The organism is Cupriavidus sp. SK-4, assembly GCF_000611125.1.
Lineage (GTDB): Bacteria > Pseudomonadota > Gammaproteobacteria > Burkholderiales > Burkholderiaceae > Cupriavidus > Cupriavidus necator.
The window spans coordinates 80,798-96,873 of record NZ_JFJW01000172.1 but is presented as its reverse complement, the minus strand read 5'-3'; the positions used below and the strand labels follow the sequence as shown (position 1 = coordinate 96,873).

At 64.1% G+C, this 16,076-nt stretch carries 14 protein-coding genes; 6 read left to right on the top strand and 8 right to left on the bottom strand.

The annotated features are described in order from the left end of the window. Positions 1 to 61 precede the first annotated feature (61 nt). The 8 genes from CF68_RS32830 to CF68_RS32795 form a co-directional block, all read right to left on the bottom strand. A complete protein-coding gene (locus CF68_RS32830) occupies positions 62 to 1,297 on the bottom strand; it encodes an adenylate/guanylate cyclase domain-containing protein (protein WP_035827271.1) in 1,236 nt (411 codons plus the stop codon). Positions 1,298 to 1,602: 305 nt separating this feature from the next. Continuing rightward, positions 1,603 to 2,382: a cyclase family protein gene (locus CF68_RS32825; RefSeq protein ID WP_035827270.1), complete on the bottom strand. Its 780-nt coding sequence runs from the start codon at positions 2,380 to 2,382 to the stop codon at positions 1,603 to 1,605. 26 nt (positions 2,383 to 2,408) lie between these two features. Continuing rightward, positions 2,409 to 4,007 (bottom strand): NAD(P)/FAD-dependent oxidoreductase, encoded by a 1,599-nt coding sequence (locus CF68_RS32820; protein WP_035827267.1) that lies wholly within the window; start codon positions 4,005 to 4,007, stop codon positions 2,409 to 2,411. A gap of 99 nt (positions 4,008 to 4,106) precedes the next feature. Then, positions 4,107 to 4,631 (bottom strand): flavin reductase family protein, encoded by a 525-nt coding sequence (locus tag CF68_RS32815; RefSeq protein WP_013953987.1) that lies wholly within the window; start codon positions 4,629 to 4,631, stop codon positions 4,107 to 4,109. A 76-nt stretch (positions 4,632 to 4,707) separates the two neighbouring features. Then, positions 4,708 to 5,997: a styrene monooxygenase/indole monooxygenase family protein gene (locus CF68_RS32810; RefSeq protein ID WP_035827265.1), complete on the bottom strand. Its 1,290-nt coding sequence runs from the start codon at positions 5,995 to 5,997 to the stop codon at positions 4,708 to 4,710. A gap of 80 nt (positions 5,998 to 6,077) precedes the next feature. After that, on the bottom strand, positions 6,078 to 6,866 hold the full coding sequence (locus CF68_RS32805; RefSeq protein ID WP_035827262.1) for an SDR family oxidoreductase: 789 nt from the start codon (positions 6,864 to 6,866) through the stop codon (positions 6,078 to 6,080). A 305-nt stretch (positions 6,867 to 7,171) separates the two neighbouring features. Further along, positions 7,172 to 8,254, bottom strand: coding sequence for an AraC family transcriptional regulator (locus CF68_RS32800; protein ID WP_035827261.1), 1,083 nt, complete (start codon positions 8,252 to 8,254; stop codon positions 7,172 to 7,174). Between the two features lie 370 nt (positions 8,255 to 8,624). Further along, the gene (locus CF68_RS32795) at positions 8,625 to 9,290 is read right to left on the bottom strand and encodes a response regulator transcription factor (protein ID WP_235205967.1); all 666 of its coding nucleotides are present in this window, start codon (positions 9,288 to 9,290) and stop codon (positions 8,625 to 8,627) included. 846 nt (positions 9,291 to 10,136) lie between these two features. Here CF68_RS32795 and tssB point away from each other — a divergent pair. From tssB to tssG, 6 genes are all read left to right on the top strand, one after another. Next, positions 10,137 to 10,673 (top strand): type VI secretion system contractile sheath small subunit, encoded by a 537-nt coding sequence (gene tssB / locus CF68_RS32790; protein WP_035827259.1) that lies wholly within the window; start codon positions 10,137 to 10,139, stop codon positions 10,671 to 10,673. A gap of 64 nt (positions 10,674 to 10,737) precedes the next feature. Then, the gene (tssC, locus tag CF68_RS32785; protein ID WP_035827289.1) at positions 10,738 to 12,249 is read left to right on the top strand and encodes a type VI secretion system contractile sheath large subunit; all 1,512 of its coding nucleotides are present in this window, start codon (positions 10,738 to 10,740) and stop codon (positions 12,247 to 12,249) included. 60 nt (positions 12,250 to 12,309) lie between these two features. Continuing rightward, positions 12,310 to 12,834: a type VI secretion system tube protein Hcp gene (locus tag CF68_RS32780; RefSeq protein WP_035827257.1), complete on the top strand. Its 525-nt coding sequence runs from the start codon at positions 12,310 to 12,312 to the stop codon at positions 12,832 to 12,834. 12 nt (positions 12,835 to 12,846) lie between these two features. Then, positions 12,847 to 13,302 carry a type VI secretion system baseplate subunit TssE gene (gene tssE / locus CF68_RS32775; RefSeq protein ID WP_035827252.1) on the top strand — a complete coding sequence of 152 codons (456 nt, stop codon included), beginning with the start codon at positions 12,847 to 12,849 and terminating at the stop codon, positions 13,300 to 13,302. After that, positions 13,295 to 15,070 carry a type VI secretion system baseplate subunit TssF gene (gene tssF / locus CF68_RS32770; RefSeq protein ID WP_051591801.1) on the top strand — a complete coding sequence of 592 codons (1,776 nt, stop codon included), beginning with the start codon at positions 13,295 to 13,297 and terminating at the stop codon, positions 15,068 to 15,070. The genes tssE and tssF overlap by 8 nt, the downstream gene beginning before the upstream one ends. Beyond that, a complete protein-coding gene (gene tssG / locus CF68_RS32765) occupies positions 15,025 to 16,071 on the top strand; it encodes a type VI secretion system baseplate subunit TssG (RefSeq protein ID WP_035827250.1) in 1,047 nt (348 codons plus the stop codon). The genes tssF and tssG overlap by 46 nt, the downstream gene beginning before the upstream one ends. Positions 16,072 to 16,076 lie beyond the last annotated feature (5 nt).

Sequence of the window (16,076 nt, the reverse complement as noted above, 5' to 3'; positions counted from 1 at the left end):
CCTCAGCACACAGAATTCCTGACACCTCCGGGGCTGAAGGAGTTGATGTAATTAACTATCGCTATAGCGCCTCCCGGCGGCCAGTCAGGAACCAGGTATGCACTGCACCGACCCCCTTTGCCACGATGATGCCGCGCTCTTCGAACTGAAAGGATTCTCCCAATCGATTGCGAGTTGCGTCGGTAACCTGAATCCGTCCAGCCAGACTATGGGACTCCATCCGACTTGCAGTGTTGACGGCATCGCCCCATAAGTCGTAAATGAACTTGCGCTTACCGATAACGCCGGCCACGACCGATCCACTATTGATGCCAATTCGCATCCGAAGGTTATAGCCGGTGCGTCGATTGAACAGCCTGAGCGCGTCTATCATGTCCAGTGCCATGTCGGCAGCTCGGACAGCATGGTCAGAAACCGGTTCCGGTAGCCCGGCTGCAGCCATGTAAGCGTCCCCGATTGTCTTGATCTTCTCAAGTCCGCGGCGATCCGCGATGGTGTCGAATTCGGTGAAGATCTCATTGAGCACTGCGACCAGGCGCTCGGCGCTCATGCCCACCGAGAAACGCGTGAATGCCACGATGTCCGCAAACAAGACCGTCACTTCCGGGAAGCTGTCGGCTATGACTTCAGGAATGCTGTTGGCTACGATTTCCGGACGTGCTTTTAGTCTTTCAGCTATCGGAGAGGGCAGCAGATTCAAAAGCAGCCGCTCCGAAAGCGTCTGCTCGACCATGAGTCGATCGTAAAGACTCTGAAGTTCATCGCGCTGACGGCAGATGAGATCCCAGCTGGCTTGAAGCTCCTCGTTTTTTCGCGCAAGCGCTGCTTCGGCGCGCTTCTTTTCCGTGATGTTGCGCCCTTCAGGCAGCAGGAACACCACCTTGCCATCCGAATCTCTAATCGGTAATAGCGAGAAGTCGACAATGATCGTCTCCTCGCCCATCTTTTGGCCGTATACCTCGAAGTCACCGCGGACGAACTCGCCTTGGCTTGCGCGCCGGATCAGCTGTTGCAAGGCGCGCTGGGTCTCCGGAGAGATGACCCACCATCTGGCCTCCCAGAATGGCATTCCGCGAATGTCATCCATTTGAATGCCGATTCCCTCGAGCGCTGCGCGATTGATCTCGAGCATCTTGCCATCGACGTCCAGCAGGCCGACGAACTGGTACATTGCGTCCAGCATGATGCCGGCAAGCTTGGCTCGCTGGGTTTGGAAGTCTTCGTGTGCGGAAAGCGTTACATCTCGCACCCGAATTTGCGGGCTGGCCGAGAACAGCTGGCGGCTAATAAGGGCCATGCTTCACCTCTTCCGCTCCGCCGCAAATTCATACAGGAGTCAGCCTCACGGGCTGGCTTTCGAGGGCAGGGCTTTTGCTATTGGAGCATATCTGCAACGGCGCGGCACGCCGTTGACCGGCAGGCCACGTTGCCGTTCGCACCGAGGCGAAAAATCAGCGCCGTCTCCTCGCATGGCTACAAAAGCACAGCACAGGGCTTCGCGGGCCCATTCCGTCAGAAAGCGGTGACCACCAGCATGGCCGAGATTGCTCGTTTCTTCACTTCGTTCTCCTCCTTATGTGGTGATGGGCGGTTAGCGGAATATCAACCGGGAATAAGAGCCAGGACACGAAGCGGGCTGCCGGAACCGTCCTTGATCTTCAGCGGGGCGGCGACAATCAATGCACCCTGCGGCGGGAGTTGGTCGAGATTGGTCAGGCATTGCAGACCGTAGCGGTTGTTGCCATGCATGAGGTAATGGCACGGGAACGGCAACTCCCAGCCATAGGACTGGCCCGCGTCGGTGCCAATCGCTTCGACGCCAAATCCATGGACATCGCGCTCTTCAATCATCCACTGGACCACGCCCAGGTCAGGGCCAGGTGTGTGCATGCCGTCGTCACGCGCATTCAGGTACGCCTCGGGACTATTGCGCTTGGACCAGTCGGTGCGCATCAGGACCCAGGAGCGCGGAGGGATGCGGCCATGCCGTGCTTCCCAGGCTTTGACGGCGTCGACAGTGAGCAAGTAGTCCGGGTCTTCCTCGCCCTCGCTCGAGCAGTCGATGACGCAGGCGGTGGCGAAGAATTTTTCGGCAGGGATGGTGTCGGTCGTATTGTCCGGCAAGTCCTTACCAGAGATCCAATGGACTGGTGCGTCGAAGTGGGTCCCGGTATGTTCGCCGCAGGAGAAGTTATTCCAGTACCAGTTCGGTCCGCGATCGTCGTAGCGCGAGATTGTTTCTTGCCGGAAGGGCCAGGTCTGGCCCATCTCCGGAGGCAGCGAGATGGTCGGAAATTCAGAACTCAAGGTCTGCGTCAGATCCACCACGCGGATGCGGCCGGACAGCAGTTCTGCTGCAAAGTGGGCGAGGCTGTTGCTCATGGTTGTTGTCTCCTGTGTTGCTTCACTTATGAGTTTGATTTCGCCCGTTTCTTTGCGAGCGCATTTGCGACGTGGTAACCGGAGGTACCGCCAAGACCGGGTCCTGGATGGGTCGAGGCGCCGATGTGGTGCAGATGTTTAACCGGGGTAGCGTGATCCTTGACGCCAGGGACCGGACGCCAGAACATGAACTGGTCGATGCTGCATTCGCCGGAATAGGGATCGCCGCCGACGAGGTTGACGTTCATCGACTCAAGATCCGCCGGGGACAGGACCGTACGCCCGACGACGCTCGCCTTGAGATTTGGAACCTGGCGAGCAATGCGGTCGATAATCCGGTCGGCGTAGCGCTCACGGAGCTCGGCGGTCCAGCGACCATCCGCGGGAACGGCGATCTCTCCAAGCGCATCGCCTTTGACTTGACGCGGACACTCCGGAACCTGAATCCAGAGCACCCAGCCTCCGGCCGGGCTTCTGGAAGGGTCAACAGCGCAAGGCTGGGCAACGCAAATCGTGCCTTCGGCTGGAAGCAGGCCTCGCTCTGCTTCGCTGACTGCCCTGGAGACACCGTCCAGACCCGAGGTAAGGTGCAGGTAGATGACATCGCGCAGATGTTCTTGGGGCCAGTCCGGAGGGGCGGACAGCGCCAAATGGATCTGCATGTTCCCCTTGCCGTAGCGGTACTCGGCTGCCTGCTGACGTAGGCCAGGGGGAACGTGCTCAGCGGCCAGCAGCTTTCCGTAAAGCTGGCCGGGCGTGACGTTGCAGATGATCTCCTTGCCCATGAAAACGCGGTTGTCCCGCGTCCTTACGCCGCGCGCCGAGCCGCCCTCGACCAGGATGTCCTCGACGTCGGCATTAACGTGGAAAGCACCACCCCGGCTCTCGATGACTCTGCGAAAGGCGTCGACAGTACGGGCATTGCCGCCTTGGACGATAGGCAGGCCAACCGCCTCCAGCGTGAAGGCGACGACTTTTCCCATCAATGCAGACATGGCGCTTTCCGGGCCAAGGCCTGTATGCAGTACCCAAGGCGCGAGCAGCGCCTGGACCAAGTCGGATTTGACCCGGGTCTCCAGCCAACTGCGGCAACTCATCAGGGCAGGGGAAAAGAAGGCGACGGTGTCATGCACGCCTTGTTTCCACAGGCGGCCGGCCACGGTCTTTGCAACACCGGCACTCCAAAGTTCGTTGCCAAGCAGCGAGAACACCAGGCCGGCGTTTTGCTCGACCTCTTGCATGGCAGACTGAAAGGCATCACCGTCGCCGCTTGCCAGCGTATTGAATGTGCTGACATTGCGCTCACGGGACGTGCTCAGAATCAGCGAACGGTTATCGGGCAACAGTACGCCAGTGGGCGTACCGTTATTGCGGTAGCTGAGCCCTGCCTGATGAAGTTCATCCTTCAGCTCCGCGTAGCCTGGCGACGTGACAAAGAGCGGATGTGCCGTGGACAACGTGTCGTGGAGATAGCCCGGTGCATTCAGGGCCTCTGTGCGAATGCATCCGCCCAGCGTGCTATTGCGTTCCAGCACGCAGACACGCTTGCCGCGTCTGGCCAGGACGGCAGCGCAGACGAGCGAATTGATACCACTGCCGACAATGACGGCGTCATACGTACTCATTGGATTATCCCGGGGGCAAGGATAGAGAGACGGGCAAATGCGTTCGGTCGCGGCGTTGGCCAGCTTCCTTTAGACGGATTGCCGTGTGCGGTACCGGAATCAGGTCGCGGCGACGTATTCGGTGCGGATCAGCTCTGACAGCTCCGTAAGAGCGTTGGCGGTACGCGCGTAGTTGCCCTTGTAGAAAAGCAGGGATTCCCGATCCGATGTGTCAAAGTGCCGGACCTCGCCCAGGAAGATGATGTGATCGCCGCCGTCATACTGATGCGTGTTGCGGCATTGGAATACCGCTGCGCAACCTGACAGGACAGGCGAGCCATCGATGCCATCCGTGCAGGGGACGCCGGAAAACTTGCCTTCCGCGCCGCGTGCGAAGCGGTTGGAGACATGTTCCTGGTCGGCTGCCAGGACGTGGATCACGAAACTCCCGGTCTTCTGGAATGCCTCGAGACTGTAGGACTTCTTGGCGAGGCTCCACAGCACCAGGCGAGGCTCCAGCGATACCGAGCTGAAACTATTCACGGTCACGCCCCAGGGTTCTCCGTCGGGGGTGCGCGTTGTGACGATGGTTACGCCCGTGGCAAAGCGGCCGAGGGCATTCCGAAATTCGCGAGCGTCGGTCATGGCTGTCTCCTGTCGCCTGCTCAACCGTCTCACGGTGAGCAGGCTGCTTGCTTTCGTATGGGTGGCTTTTTTTGCCTCAGGCGGCCTTGGACTGCGACGCTTCAGCGATCCAGGCCTCGGTGGCTTCCTCGTTGAACCAGTAGCTGCCATAGTCGCGCGGATCGTTGAATCCGTTGGCGATGCGCTGGGCGATGCGTGGCGCGTGCTGCGCTGTGGCCAGCAGTTTGACGATGTGGTCTGGCGGCGGGAAAAGCAGGGAATTGGTCCAACGGATGACCGGTTCGGCATAGCCTTCGTAAAGGCCGTCGAAGGTCTGCTGCATCCATGCCTTATCGAAGGGCTTGTCCCCATGGCGCAGGATGGCCTCGAAATAGTGCAGGGCGCCCTTGGTGGCGTTGTTCGAGCCCTGGCCGGTGATCGGGTCGTTGACCATGACCGCGTCGCCGAGCCCCATTACAAGCCGGCCGGAAGGCAGGGAAAGGGTAGGGTTGCGCACGGTCGGGGTGACGCGTCCGCTCAGGATCCCATTGGCATCGGTGAGTCGTACATTGGCACAGCGCTCGCTTTCCCACGGCAGGTAGTCGCGCAGGATGCCCAGGCAGGTATCCAGATGCTGGTCGGCGGACTTGACGTCTGCCCAGCGGTCCATCGGGCCGCCGGGAATGGCTTCGAAGACCATGATGTCGCAGGCTTGGGTTTCGCTACTGCCCTGGGTGGTGAGCGCCGGGAAGACAAAGTACTCGCCGATGCCGGGAATCAGATTAAAGTTGACGCACTCAAACGGACCACTGCGCTGCATGCCCGTCACGTAAGCCAGTGCCAACTGGCGTTGGGGATGACGAACAGGCGAGCGCGCATCATTGCGTGTCAGCAGATTGACGATCTCCCCCTTGCCACCGGCCAGGAGAACAAGATCATGAGATTCGGCCAAGCCTTCAAGCTGGGGAATCTCGACATTTTCGATACGCAGAATGCCGCCACGGCTTTCGAACTCCGCCATCCAGCCTGGCATCTTTACACGTTGATCGACAGACTGGGCGTAGGCATTCAGGCGGGCGCGCCAGTGGATGGCAACTTCGCCCTTGCCGTCGTCGGTAGGGATGGTCAGGCCGATGCCGTCCACCGTGGGGCACTGCCTTTCCCATTGATTCATGCGGAAATCGCGCTCGATCTGGAGTGCTTGGTCGAAGATGCACTGGGACGACATCACTTTGCCGCTCCATACCTCGTCAGCGGTGCGGTTTGTCACCAGCGTGACCTCATAGCCTTGATCCAGCAGGCCGCAGCCGAGCAATAGTCCTGCCTGACCCGCGCCAACAATTGCAATCTTGCGCGGCGTGATCTTGTCGATGGAATGGGGGATCATGTGTCTCTCCTGTGGCATTGTCTTGTGTGCAATTCACTTCGTGCCGGCCGAACCGAGGTCGCCCGGAATCACCGGCCGGCTTATGCCGTCAGCCGGTTGATGGCTGCTTGCCGACCCTCGGGGCCGAGGGCGCCGTATCCGCCGTCACATGCATAGTCGGCGCCGGTAACAAAGGCGGAAGCATCTGACAGGAGGAAGCGAACCACTTGCGCGACTTCTTCTGGCTTGCCGAGCCGGCCGAGTGGGTGGAATTCTGCGGCGATACCGTCGGCTTTCGCCTTGTCGCCACCGCTCAGCGCGCTGATGACGGAGGACCACGTCCAGCCCGGCGAGACGGAGTTGACTCGAATGTTGTCCGGGGCAAGATCCAATGCGGCGCTACGTGTGAATTGCTGCATCGCTGCCTTGGTAATCGGGTACAGCCAGCGCCCCGACTGCGCCACTCCCGCGGAGATCGAGGCAAAGTTGACGACCGCTCCGCCGCCGCGCTTTTTCATCGCCGGCACGCACGCCTTCAGCATCATCGCCGCGCCGACGACATTGACGTTGTAGGACTCCAGCCACTGCTCGCGTGTGGAATCGGCACCGTTATCCACGTAGGTGCAGGCGCAGTTGACGAGCAGGTCGATGCCACGGAAGGTCTCCATGGTGTCGGCGATACAGGCTGCGATGTCGGCATCGCTGGTCACGTCAACGGCCACATAGCGGCAGCGCTCCGGATGCCGCTCGGCAACATTGCGGCCCCCTTGCTGGTCGATGTCGACGACAACGACGTTGGCGCCGGCCGAGATCAGGGCCGATACCACGGCCTCGCCAATCATCGTCGCGCCCCCGGTGACAATCGCCGTCTTGCCTTCGATTCCTTGCATGTCCGTCTCCACTTGTTGTATTGGCTCGCATGTAGCCATGTGCAACGTAGTTTGGTGTAGCGGTGATGACGCTGCTATCCACAATCCGCCGGCCAATATCCAGATAACGAGCCGTCGCTGGCGGACCCGGAAAAGGAGGCGGTGGAATCAGGAAATGGTGGGGCGGCAGCCTTGCCGGATGACCGGGCGTGCAAGTATCCGTTCACCCGCGAGCGCGGGCTGGCGTTGTTGTATCAACGACTACAAGGCAGTGAAATGGGTCGAGGCCGCAGGGGTATTGCGAGGTCTGGAGAGCCCGCTGATTTTCAACGCCCGGCATCGCCGACATGGCGCTCCGCTGCACCCCTGCGCAGGGTCGTCGACGGAGAAACACCGAAGCGCTTCTTGTAGTAGGCCGCAAACCGGCCGAGATGCGTAAAGCCAAAGCGATATGCAATATCCGTGATGGAGGCCTGCTCCGCTCCGGCGGCAGCAATCAACGCTTGTCGGACGCAGTCCAGTCTGGCATCCCGCAGATAGGCTAACGGCGTCGTATTGAGATGGCGGCGAAAGCCTTCTTCCAGCGCCCGGATGCTCACGCACGCGACTTGCGCCAGGTCGGCGACGGTCAGCGGTGTGTGGGCATTCGCGCGGACATAATCTATCACCCGCTGCATATGACGTGGCCTGGCGGGCTCGGCGCTGCGCGCAAGGAGATAGGTGTGGGTGTGCGGTTGAAGCAGCAGCAGCGTCCGCAGCAGGTAGTCCTCCATCGACGCCACCGCGGCCGGAAACTGGAGCCAGTGGGTGCCGTGCTGGTCGATATTCCTGGTAAGGTCGAGTACGGACTGGCTCCATGGACTCGAAAGTCCAGCGTGCTGGGGCAACGCCGGATCGAATGAAAGGGGCCCGCTGGGATCGCGCCCGGTCAGCAATGCGAAACGTTGCTCGATTGCTTCCTTCTGAATCCAGAGCAAGACTTGCGCACAATCCTCGTGCCAGTGCATTCGGGTTGGGGTGTCTGGACTCAGCAGGCTGGCGGTGCGGACGTCGGAAAGTATCTCCTGCGAGCCACACTTGATTTCGGCATGGCCCGCAACCGGGATCTGGGCGAGATAGAAGTGCTTTAGGCAGCCAGGGTCGATCTCTACATGGGCGCCATAGGCAAGGAAGTTGATTGCGGTCTCATGCAGTCGTACCAGATTGTGCTGGACGTGCAATTGCTGCAGTGCGCCGACCACTCGCAGTTCATGCGGGCAAAATACTGAAGCGATCTTGCCCTGGGCCTCCTTCACATCCTCGGAGCGGAATGAGGGGTAGTTCGCCAGCATTCCTTGCGGCGCGCAGTTGTCATCACTCGCTGGGGATGACGGTAGTTCGGGGGGTGACCGGGGGGCGGCGGTCTGCATCGTCTCACTCCTGGAGGAGCGTGTCTGGGTCGCCTGCGCAGCGAGGGAAGGCGCGTAATCAGGTACTTTATACCTAAAATTCCTGCGCACGCCAAGCAGGCTGCCGGACCTGCCTTGCCCTGGACGAACGCGTGGTATGTTCTGCCCGTAGCGCGGCCGACGAGGCCGCTGCCCGCCCACCGGACGATTTCGTCGGCAACTACACCCCGTCCCTACTGGCCCAGGCCAGCCGGCCGATTCCGGGGGAATTCCACGCGCGGGCAGAAGCTGACCTCCAGCCTGATCGCACAGGCCCGGCCTCACGAGGACCACGTGCTGGCGCCGCTCGGCAAGAAGAAGGCCGACGAGCGCTAGGGCAAGGGGGCGCGCTTCAGTTCAGCACCCCATATGCACGCGCTTCAAAGATCGCCTGCGTGCGCGTCTTGACCGCCAGCTTCTTATAGATGTTCTTGACGTGCGACTCGATGGTCAGCCGCGACAGCGATAGTGCGTCGGCGATCTCGCGGTTGGTCGACCCTTTGTTGATGAAGACGAGGATCTCGGTCTCGCGTGCGCTGAGCAGCGGCTTTGCGCTTCCCGTCGGTGGAAGCCTGCTCTCGGCGGGCGCGGCCTTGGGCACCAATGTCGTGAGTAGCCGCTTGGCAATGGACGGATCGATCGGCGTGCCGCCGCGCAGTGCGCCCCGCAGGCACACCGTCAGCTCGATGTCGTCGCGTTCCCTGAGCAGGTAGCCGGTGGCGCCGGCGATCAGCGCGCCGACGATTTCCGTGTCGGTGCCCGGCGATGCAATCACGACGATGGGCAGGTCCGGGGCACGCTCGCGCAGGCATCGGATCAGCTCGATGCCACCGCCATCGGGCAGGCTGGTGTCGACCAGCGCCATGTCGAACGGACCCTGCTCCACCAGCGTGCAGGCCTGCGCGATGGTGCCCGCGAACGAGAGCGCGCCCGCCGCGTAGTCGAGCACGGTGAGGATCCCGCAAAGGCGCGTCAGCATCGGGCTCTCGTGCCCGACCAGCAGCAGTTGGCCACGCATGACGTTTCGGCGGCTATCGGAGAGCGTCGCGTTCGTTGGCATGGAGGAAGGCATGGGGGCTGGTGCGACCAGGGGTGCGAGCTGCATGCCCGGTCGGGTGCGGTTCAGATGATCAGCAGCGCTGATTTCACCATCGGACCCGCAGTGGTGCAATACGGCAACTGTCGTATGCGATTGACATGGCTGACCCCTTTCTCGTTCTGGTTTGACCCTTGGAAGCGGCGCATGCCACGGCATTGACGTGGCATGCGGCTGGGCCTTGGGTAGAAGTAAAGCCCAATCAGGCGGTTTTTCCTATACCTGAAATCAGGCAGAGGCGGCTGCCGCGCGTTGGGGCAAGCCATCTCCCCGAATGAGGCTGGGGGCCATCCAGGCAGGTTTGCGATGCCACGCGGCGCAACCTCGGGCGGCAGCCCTCCTCATCAAAATACCAATTCTCAGGGATTGTGCCCGACCTCACCGTCACCTTAAATTCCGCTTGAATTTGCGCGCCGCAACTAGAAACACAGCAAGGGTCAACGATGGAACGGCGCGCAAAGACAAGGTGCCTTCGTCGTGCCGCAGCACGCCATGCGCGAGCCGGCCAGCGCGGAGCCACTAGCGGGGTCGAGCGCGTGCAGCCTGCTGCCGGCGCTCTGCGCCAGGTAGGAACGGGTAACAAAAAGTGGGTTTGCCAGCGAGGGTATCCGCCTTCCGCAGCCGCCATGCCGGCCCTGCGGCGCGATGCGCTTCGACCTTTTTCGGACCGGTTGCGCCGGCCCGGGGGACTGGTTTTGCCTTCAGCACGGGCAGCCGTGCGAAACCGATGATTTGACCGGACACATTCGAGTCCTTCCGGAGAGTTCCATGTCCAATAGTCTGCAGAAGTGGGTAGGGCGGAATCGCCCGCCTCGGGTCCAGATTTCATATGACGTAGAGGTCGGTGACGCGGTCGAGAAGCGCGAGCTGCCCATGGTGGTTGGCCTGCTGGCGGACCTGTCCGGGCAACCGGCGGTGCCGCCGCCCAAGCTCAAGGAACGGCGCTTCATCGAGATCGACCGCGACAACTTCGACGGGATCATGGGCAAGATCGCGCCGCGCCTGGAGCTGTCCGTGCCCGACACCATGAAGGGCGACGCCAATCTCAAGGTCGAGCTGCGCTTCGACAAGTTCAGCGACTTCCACCCGGAAAGCCTGGTGGCGCAGGTGCCGCGCCTGGCCAAGCTGCTGGAAGCACGCCAGCAACTGCGCGACCTGCTCGGCAAGCTCGATGGCAACGACGAACTCGACGTGCTGCTCGATCGCATTGTCAACAACGCCGATGAGCTCAAGCTGGTGCGCAGCGAGGCCGACGCCGGCACGGCGGCGGCACAGCCGGAAACAGGAGACGCCACGCCGGCATGACGCGGCGGCGGGGCGCGGGCATTGAAGCCCGCAGGACGCAACGAATTCACAAAGGGTGAACCAGATGGCTAAGAACTCCGCCGCGGACAACGCGAGCGCCGAATCAAAGGGGAGCACCACGGCCGCAGCCGAGCGTGAACTGACGCTGCTCGACCGTATCGTGCAGGAAGGCAATATGGCAGTGGAGCCGTCGCAGAGCGGCTATGCCAGGAAGCTGATCGGCCAGCTGGCCTCGCAGATCCTTGACGAGGGCATGCGCACCAGCCCGGACAAGAGCCTGGTGGCAACCATCAACGAGCGCGTGGCCGAGATCGACCGGCTGCTGAGCGACCAGCTCAACGCGATCATGCACGACCCCGCGTTCCAGGCGCTGGAAGGCGCGTGGACCGGCCTGCACGACATGGTCTACGGCACCGAGACCGGCACCAGCCTGAAGCTGCGCCTGCTCAACGTGACCAAGGCCGAGTTGCTGAAGGATCTTGAAACCGCCGTCGACCACGACATGAGCGTGCTGTTCAAGAAGATCTACGAGGAAGAGTACGGCACCTTCGGCGGCCATCCCTACACGCTGCTGATCGGCGACTACAGCTTCGGCCGCCATCCGCAGGACGTGGCGCTGCTTGAGCGGATCTCGAAGGTGGCAGCCGCCGCCCATGCTCCGTTCATCACCAGCGCGGCGCCGAGCCTGTTCGACCTGCGCGCGTTCACTGAGCTGGGCGTGACGCGCGACCTGGCCAAGATCTTCGAGAGCGCGGAGCTGGCGCAGTGGCGCGGCTTCCGCGAAACCGAGGATTCGCGCTATGTGTCGCTGGTGCTGCCGTCCTACGCGGCACGCCTGCCTTACGGCGCCAGGACCAATCCGGTCGAGAGCTTCAATTTTGAAGAAGACGTCGACGGCACCGACCACAGCAAGTATCTGTGGGCCAACTCGGCCTACCTGCTGGGCCTGCGCATCACCGACGCGCACGCCAAGTACAACTGGTCGACCGCCATCCGCGGCGTGGAAGGCGGCGGCAAGGTCGACGGCCTGGTCGCGCATACCTACAAGACGGATGAAGGCGACGTCGCGCTCAAGTGCCCGACCGAAGTCACCATCACCGATCGCCGCGAGAAGGAGCTCAACGACCTGGGCTTTATCGCCATCGTCAATTCCAAGGGCTCGAACAGCGCCACCTTCTTTGGCAGCCAGACAGCAAACAAGCCCAAGGTCTACAACAAGGACCAGGCCAACGCCAACGCGCAGTTGTCTGCCCGTCTGCCGTACGTGCTGGCGGCTTCGCGCTTTGCGCACTACCTGAAGGTGATCATGCGCGACAAGGTTGGCAGCTTCCAGACGCGCGGGGATGTGGAGCGCTACCTGAACAACTGGATCGCGGACTACGTGCTGCTCAATCCCTCGGCGACGCCGGAGGCCAAGTCGCGCTTTCCGCTGAGCGCCGCGCGCGTCGACGTGACCGAGGTTCCGGGCAAGCCCGGCGCCTACCGTGCCACGTGTTTCCTGAAGCCGCACTTCCAGATGGAAGAACTGACCGCATCGATCCGCCTGGTTGCAGACCTGCCGGCGGCGGCAGCGTAGACCGGCAGGCTCGCATCCCGGCATCGCCGGACATAACGGAACTGAGAGAGCACAGACACCATGGACACCATCATTCTCGACATCCCCGAGATCAAGGGCAGCAACAAGCAGCAGACTGGCCGCGCCGCCGAGCGCATCCAGATCTATTCGTTCTCGCACGGCGTGGCGATGGCCGTGACCAATGACCCGGCCAACTCGAAGCGCACCTCGGGCAAGGCGCAGTTCCATAGCATGACGATGTCAAAGAAGACCGACCAGGCCACGCCCGGTCTGTACGCCGCGTGCGCCGCCGGCAAGTCGCTGGGCGATGTGAAACTCGAGATCGGGCGAACCGAAGATGGTGCGTTCCGCTCGGAGATGACCTACACGCTGAGCGACGCGATCGTCGAGTCTATCCAGACCGCTGGCGGCATGGGCGATTCCTCTGACACGTTCACGCTCGACTACACCCGCATCACCGCATTCTTCACGCAACAGAAGGGCGATGCGCAGAAGGAAGGCACGGCGGCGTTCGGCTGGGACCTGGTGGAGAACATGGCCTGCGCAGTGTCCGCGCCGCCAGAGCCGCAGAAGAAGGCGGCGTAAGCGGGGCCGCACATGTCCGTCATCGTCACCGGGTCGCCGATGCCGCTGTTCGAGCGGCTGTCGGCGGGTGCGAACGCCCCCTCGGCGCAGTTGCTCCAGGGCGAGCCGCTGCGCCAGTCGGTGGCGCGCGAGCTTGCCCGGCTGCTCAATACGCGCTCGCGGCTGACGGCGGCGCAGTTCCTGGAGTCGGACGGGACCGTGCTCGACTACGGTGTGCCGGACTTCTCCTTCCGCTCGTTCCAGTCGGTGCCGGACTGCGACGCGATTGCGGCGCTGGTTGCGCACGCGATCGCGATGTTCGAGCCGCGCCTGCGCCAGGCGCGCGTACGCTTTGCCGATCGCGACACCCCGCGCCCGGTCCTGATGATCGACGGCGAGTTGCCGCTGGGCGCCGCGCCGGTGCGCGTGGCGTTCGAGCTCGCCGCGGCAGGCCAGCCCGCCGACCCGCGCTGGGGCCATCATGGCTGAGGGCGTCGCAGACGGTGCCGGCGACGGCGGCATCCTGCCGTACTACAAGCGCGAGCTTGCCTACCTGCGCACGGAAGGCGCCGCATTTGCCGAGCGCTATCCCAACGTGGCCGCGCGCATTGCGCTGCATGGCACCGAATCGCTCGACCCGCATACCGAGCGCCTGATCGAGGCCACCGCCTTCCTGGCGGCGCGCGTGCATCGCGACCTGGACCAGGTGTTCCCGCAAGTTGCCGCGGCGTTGCTGGAGAACGTGTGCCCGTCGCTGGTGCAGCCGGTGCCGTCGATGACGGTGGTGCAGTTCGATCTCGACGCGGCCCAGGGCAAGGTGACCGCCGGCTACGCCGTGCCGCGCCACACTGGCCTGCATGCGCGCACCGAGGGCGGCGAGATGTGCCGCTTCCGCACGGCATGGGACACGACGCTGTGGCCGCTGGCCGTCACGGACGCGCGCATGACCGACGACAACGGCCTGCGGCTGACGCTTGAATGCGCCGAGGGCGTCGATTTCTCCGAGCTTGAGCTCGGCACGCTGCGCATCCATCTGCACGGCGACTGGATGGTGACCGTGCCGTTGTACGAACTGCTGGTCACCGGCGTGGCCGGCGTCAGCGTGGAGCCGCCCGATGGCCCGCCGGCGTGGCTGCCCGCCAGCGCGTGGCGCGAGGCCGGCTACGGCCCCGGCGAGAACGTGCTGCCGCAGCCGCCGCATGCGCAGCCGGCCTACGGGCTGATGCAGGAGTACTTCGCCTTCGCGCGCAAGTTTCACTTCTTCGACCTGGACCTGCCTGCCGGCCGGCTCGGCAAGGGCCGCAGCTGTGACGTGGTGCTGCGCCTGCAGCGCAGCGCGCCCGGGCTGGGCCGGCTGCATGCCGGCATGTTCCGGCTTGGCTGCGTGCCGGCGATCAACCTGTTCTCGCAGACCAGCGAACCCATCATGATCGACCACCGGCACTATGAGTACCGGCTGGTGGCGGACCAGCGCCGCGAGGCGATGACCGAGATCCATTCGATCCGGTCGGTGGTGCTGTCGGATCCGGCCAGCGACCGCTCGCTGGCGGTGCCGCCGTTTGCGGCGGCCACCGACGACCCGGCCGAAGGCGAGCTGTTCTGGCACGCGCGCCGTGAGCCGACGCTGCGGGCCAACCTGTCCGGCACCGATATGTACCTCAGCTTCGTCGATGCGGGCAACGTGCAGCGCCTGCCGGCGGCACCCGTGGTGTACGCCAACGTGCTGTGCACCAATCGCCGGCTCGCGGAGCAGGTGCCGGTGGGCGCGCGCATGGTGCTGGAGGATGTGTCGCAGTACGCGCAGGTGCGCTGCCTCTATGAGCCGACCGTGCAGCGCAATCCGCCCATGGGCAGCGAGACCTTGTGGCCGCTGATCTCGCTGCTGACGCTGCACCACGGCACCCTGGCCGGCGGTGGCACCGGGCGCCATGAGGTGCAGCAGATGCTGCGCCTGTTCGTGGGCGACGGCCACCGCCAGCAGGACCAGGTGCGGGGCATCCGCAGCGTGCGCGCGCGCGGCGCGGCCGCGCACGTGGGCACCGAGGCCTGGCGCGGCTACTGCCGCGGCACCGAGGTCTCGATCGAGTTCGATCCCGATGCCTTTGTCGGCGGTTCGCCGCTGCTGCTGGGGGCGGTGCTGGCGCGCTTCCTTGCGCTGTATGCCTCAGTCAATTCCTTCGTGCGGCTGGTCGTGCGCCGCGGAGACGAGATATGGAAGCAATGGCCCGCGATGACGGGCAGCCAGCAGCTGCTTTGATCGACCGCCTGGCGGCCAACCCGGCCGGCTTCGACCTGTTCCAGGCCATCAGCCTGATCGAACGCGCGGTGCCGGGAGCGCAGCCGGTCGGCCGCGGCAACGGCGCCGGGGAGGCGGTGCGCCTGCGCGGGCTGGTCTCGCTGGCCTTCCAGCCGCGCGATATCGGCGCGGTGCACGCGTCCACCGACGGCGTTGGCCGGGGCGGGCGCCCGTTCACGCTGACGACGCCCGTGATGGCGCTGGCGGGGGCAGGCGGGCCGCTGCCGCTCGCGTACACCGAGATGCTGCTTGAGCGCCGCGCCGCGCGCGACCCCGCGATGGGCGACCTGCTCGACAGCTTCAATCACCGCTTCCTGTCCTTCCTGTATCGCGGCCGGCGCAAGCACTCGCCCGCACTGGGCGGCCAGCGCCCGGCCGGCGGCACGCTGGCGGCGTGCCTGGATGCGCTCAGCAACCTCGGCTTGCAGCGCGGGCCCTCCACTGCCAATGCACCCGCCGGCGCGGCGCCGTGGCTGCGCCATGCCGGGCTGCTGGGCGCGGCGCCGCGTTCGATGGCGGGGTTGCTGGCCATGCTGGGGGACCGTCTCGGCCTGCGCGTGAGCGGGACGCAGTGTCTCGGCGGCTGGCTGCCGGTTGACGCCAGCGATGCCGTGCGGCTCGGCGGAGGCGGCGCAGCCGGCGGTATCACGCTCGGCGGCGGTGCGGTGCTGGGGCGGCGCACCTGGGACCAGGCCGCCGGCATCCGGCTTGATGTGCAGGTGCCCGGGGCCGAGCGCCTGCGGGCCCTGCTGCCTGGCGGGCGCGACCACGCGCTGGTCGCGGCGCTGGTGCGCGCCTATGTGCCGCAACCGCTCGATGTGCGGCTCGCGCTCCATCTCGGCACGCGCCAGCCCGCTGGCCTGGGGCTGGGTGCGCGCCTGGGCTGGACCGCCTGGCTGGCCGGCGGCGCCCAGGCACGGCCAGCGCCGGTGCAACTGGCGTTGCGAGCGCACGCATCCTGACCGGC

Bases quoted from the DNA above. Each gene is read 5' to 3' on its own strand.
- CF68_RS32815 (WP_013953987.1), bottom strand. From the start codon at position 4,631: ATGACCGACGCTCGCGAATTTCGGAATGCCCTCGGCCGCTTTGCCACG.
- CF68_RS32805 (WP_035827262.1), bottom strand. From the start codon at position 6,866: ATGCAAGGAATCGAAGGCAAGACGGCGATTGTCACCGGGGGCGCGACG.
- tssB (WP_035827259.1), top strand. From the start codon at position 10,137: ATGTCCAATAGTCTGCAGAAGTGGGTAGGGCGGAATCGCCCGCCTCGG.
- tssC (WP_035827289.1), top strand. From the start codon at position 10,738: ATGGCTAAGAACTCCGCCGCGGACAACGCGAGCGCCGAATCAAAGGGG.
- CF68_RS32810 (WP_035827265.1), bottom strand. From the start codon at position 5,997: ATGATCCCCCATTCCATCGACAAGATCACGCCGCGCAAGATTGCAATT.
- CF68_RS32825 (WP_035827270.1), bottom strand. From the start codon at position 2,382: ATGAGCAACAGCCTCGCCCACTTTGCAGCAGAACTGCTGTCCGGCCGC.
- CF68_RS32795 (WP_235205967.1), bottom strand. From the start codon at position 9,290: ATGCGTGGCCAACTGCTGCTGGTCGGGCACGAGAGCCCGATGCTGACG.
- CF68_RS32800 (WP_035827261.1), bottom strand. From the start codon at position 8,254: ATGCAGACCGCCGCCCCCCGGTCACCCCCCGAACTACCGTCATCCCCA.
- CF68_RS32780 (WP_035827257.1), top strand. From the start codon at position 12,310: ATGGACACCATCATTCTCGACATCCCCGAGATCAAGGGCAGCAACAAG.
- tssF (WP_051591801.1), top strand. From the start codon at position 13,295: ATGGCTGAGGGCGTCGCAGACGGTGCCGGCGACGGCGGCATCCTGCCG.
- tssG (WP_035827250.1), top strand. From the start codon at position 15,025: ATGGAAGCAATGGCCCGCGATGACGGGCAGCCAGCAGCTGCTTTGATC.
- CF68_RS32820 (WP_035827267.1), bottom strand. From the start codon at position 4,007: ATGAGTACGTATGACGCCGTCATTGTCGGCAGTGGTATCAATTCGCTC.
- CF68_RS32830 (WP_035827271.1), bottom strand. From the start codon at position 1,297: ATGGCCCTTATTAGCCGCCAGCTGTTCTCGGCCAGCCCGCAAATTCGG.
- tssE (WP_035827252.1), top strand. From the start codon at position 12,847: ATGTCCGTCATCGTCACCGGGTCGCCGATGCCGCTGTTCGAGCGGCTG.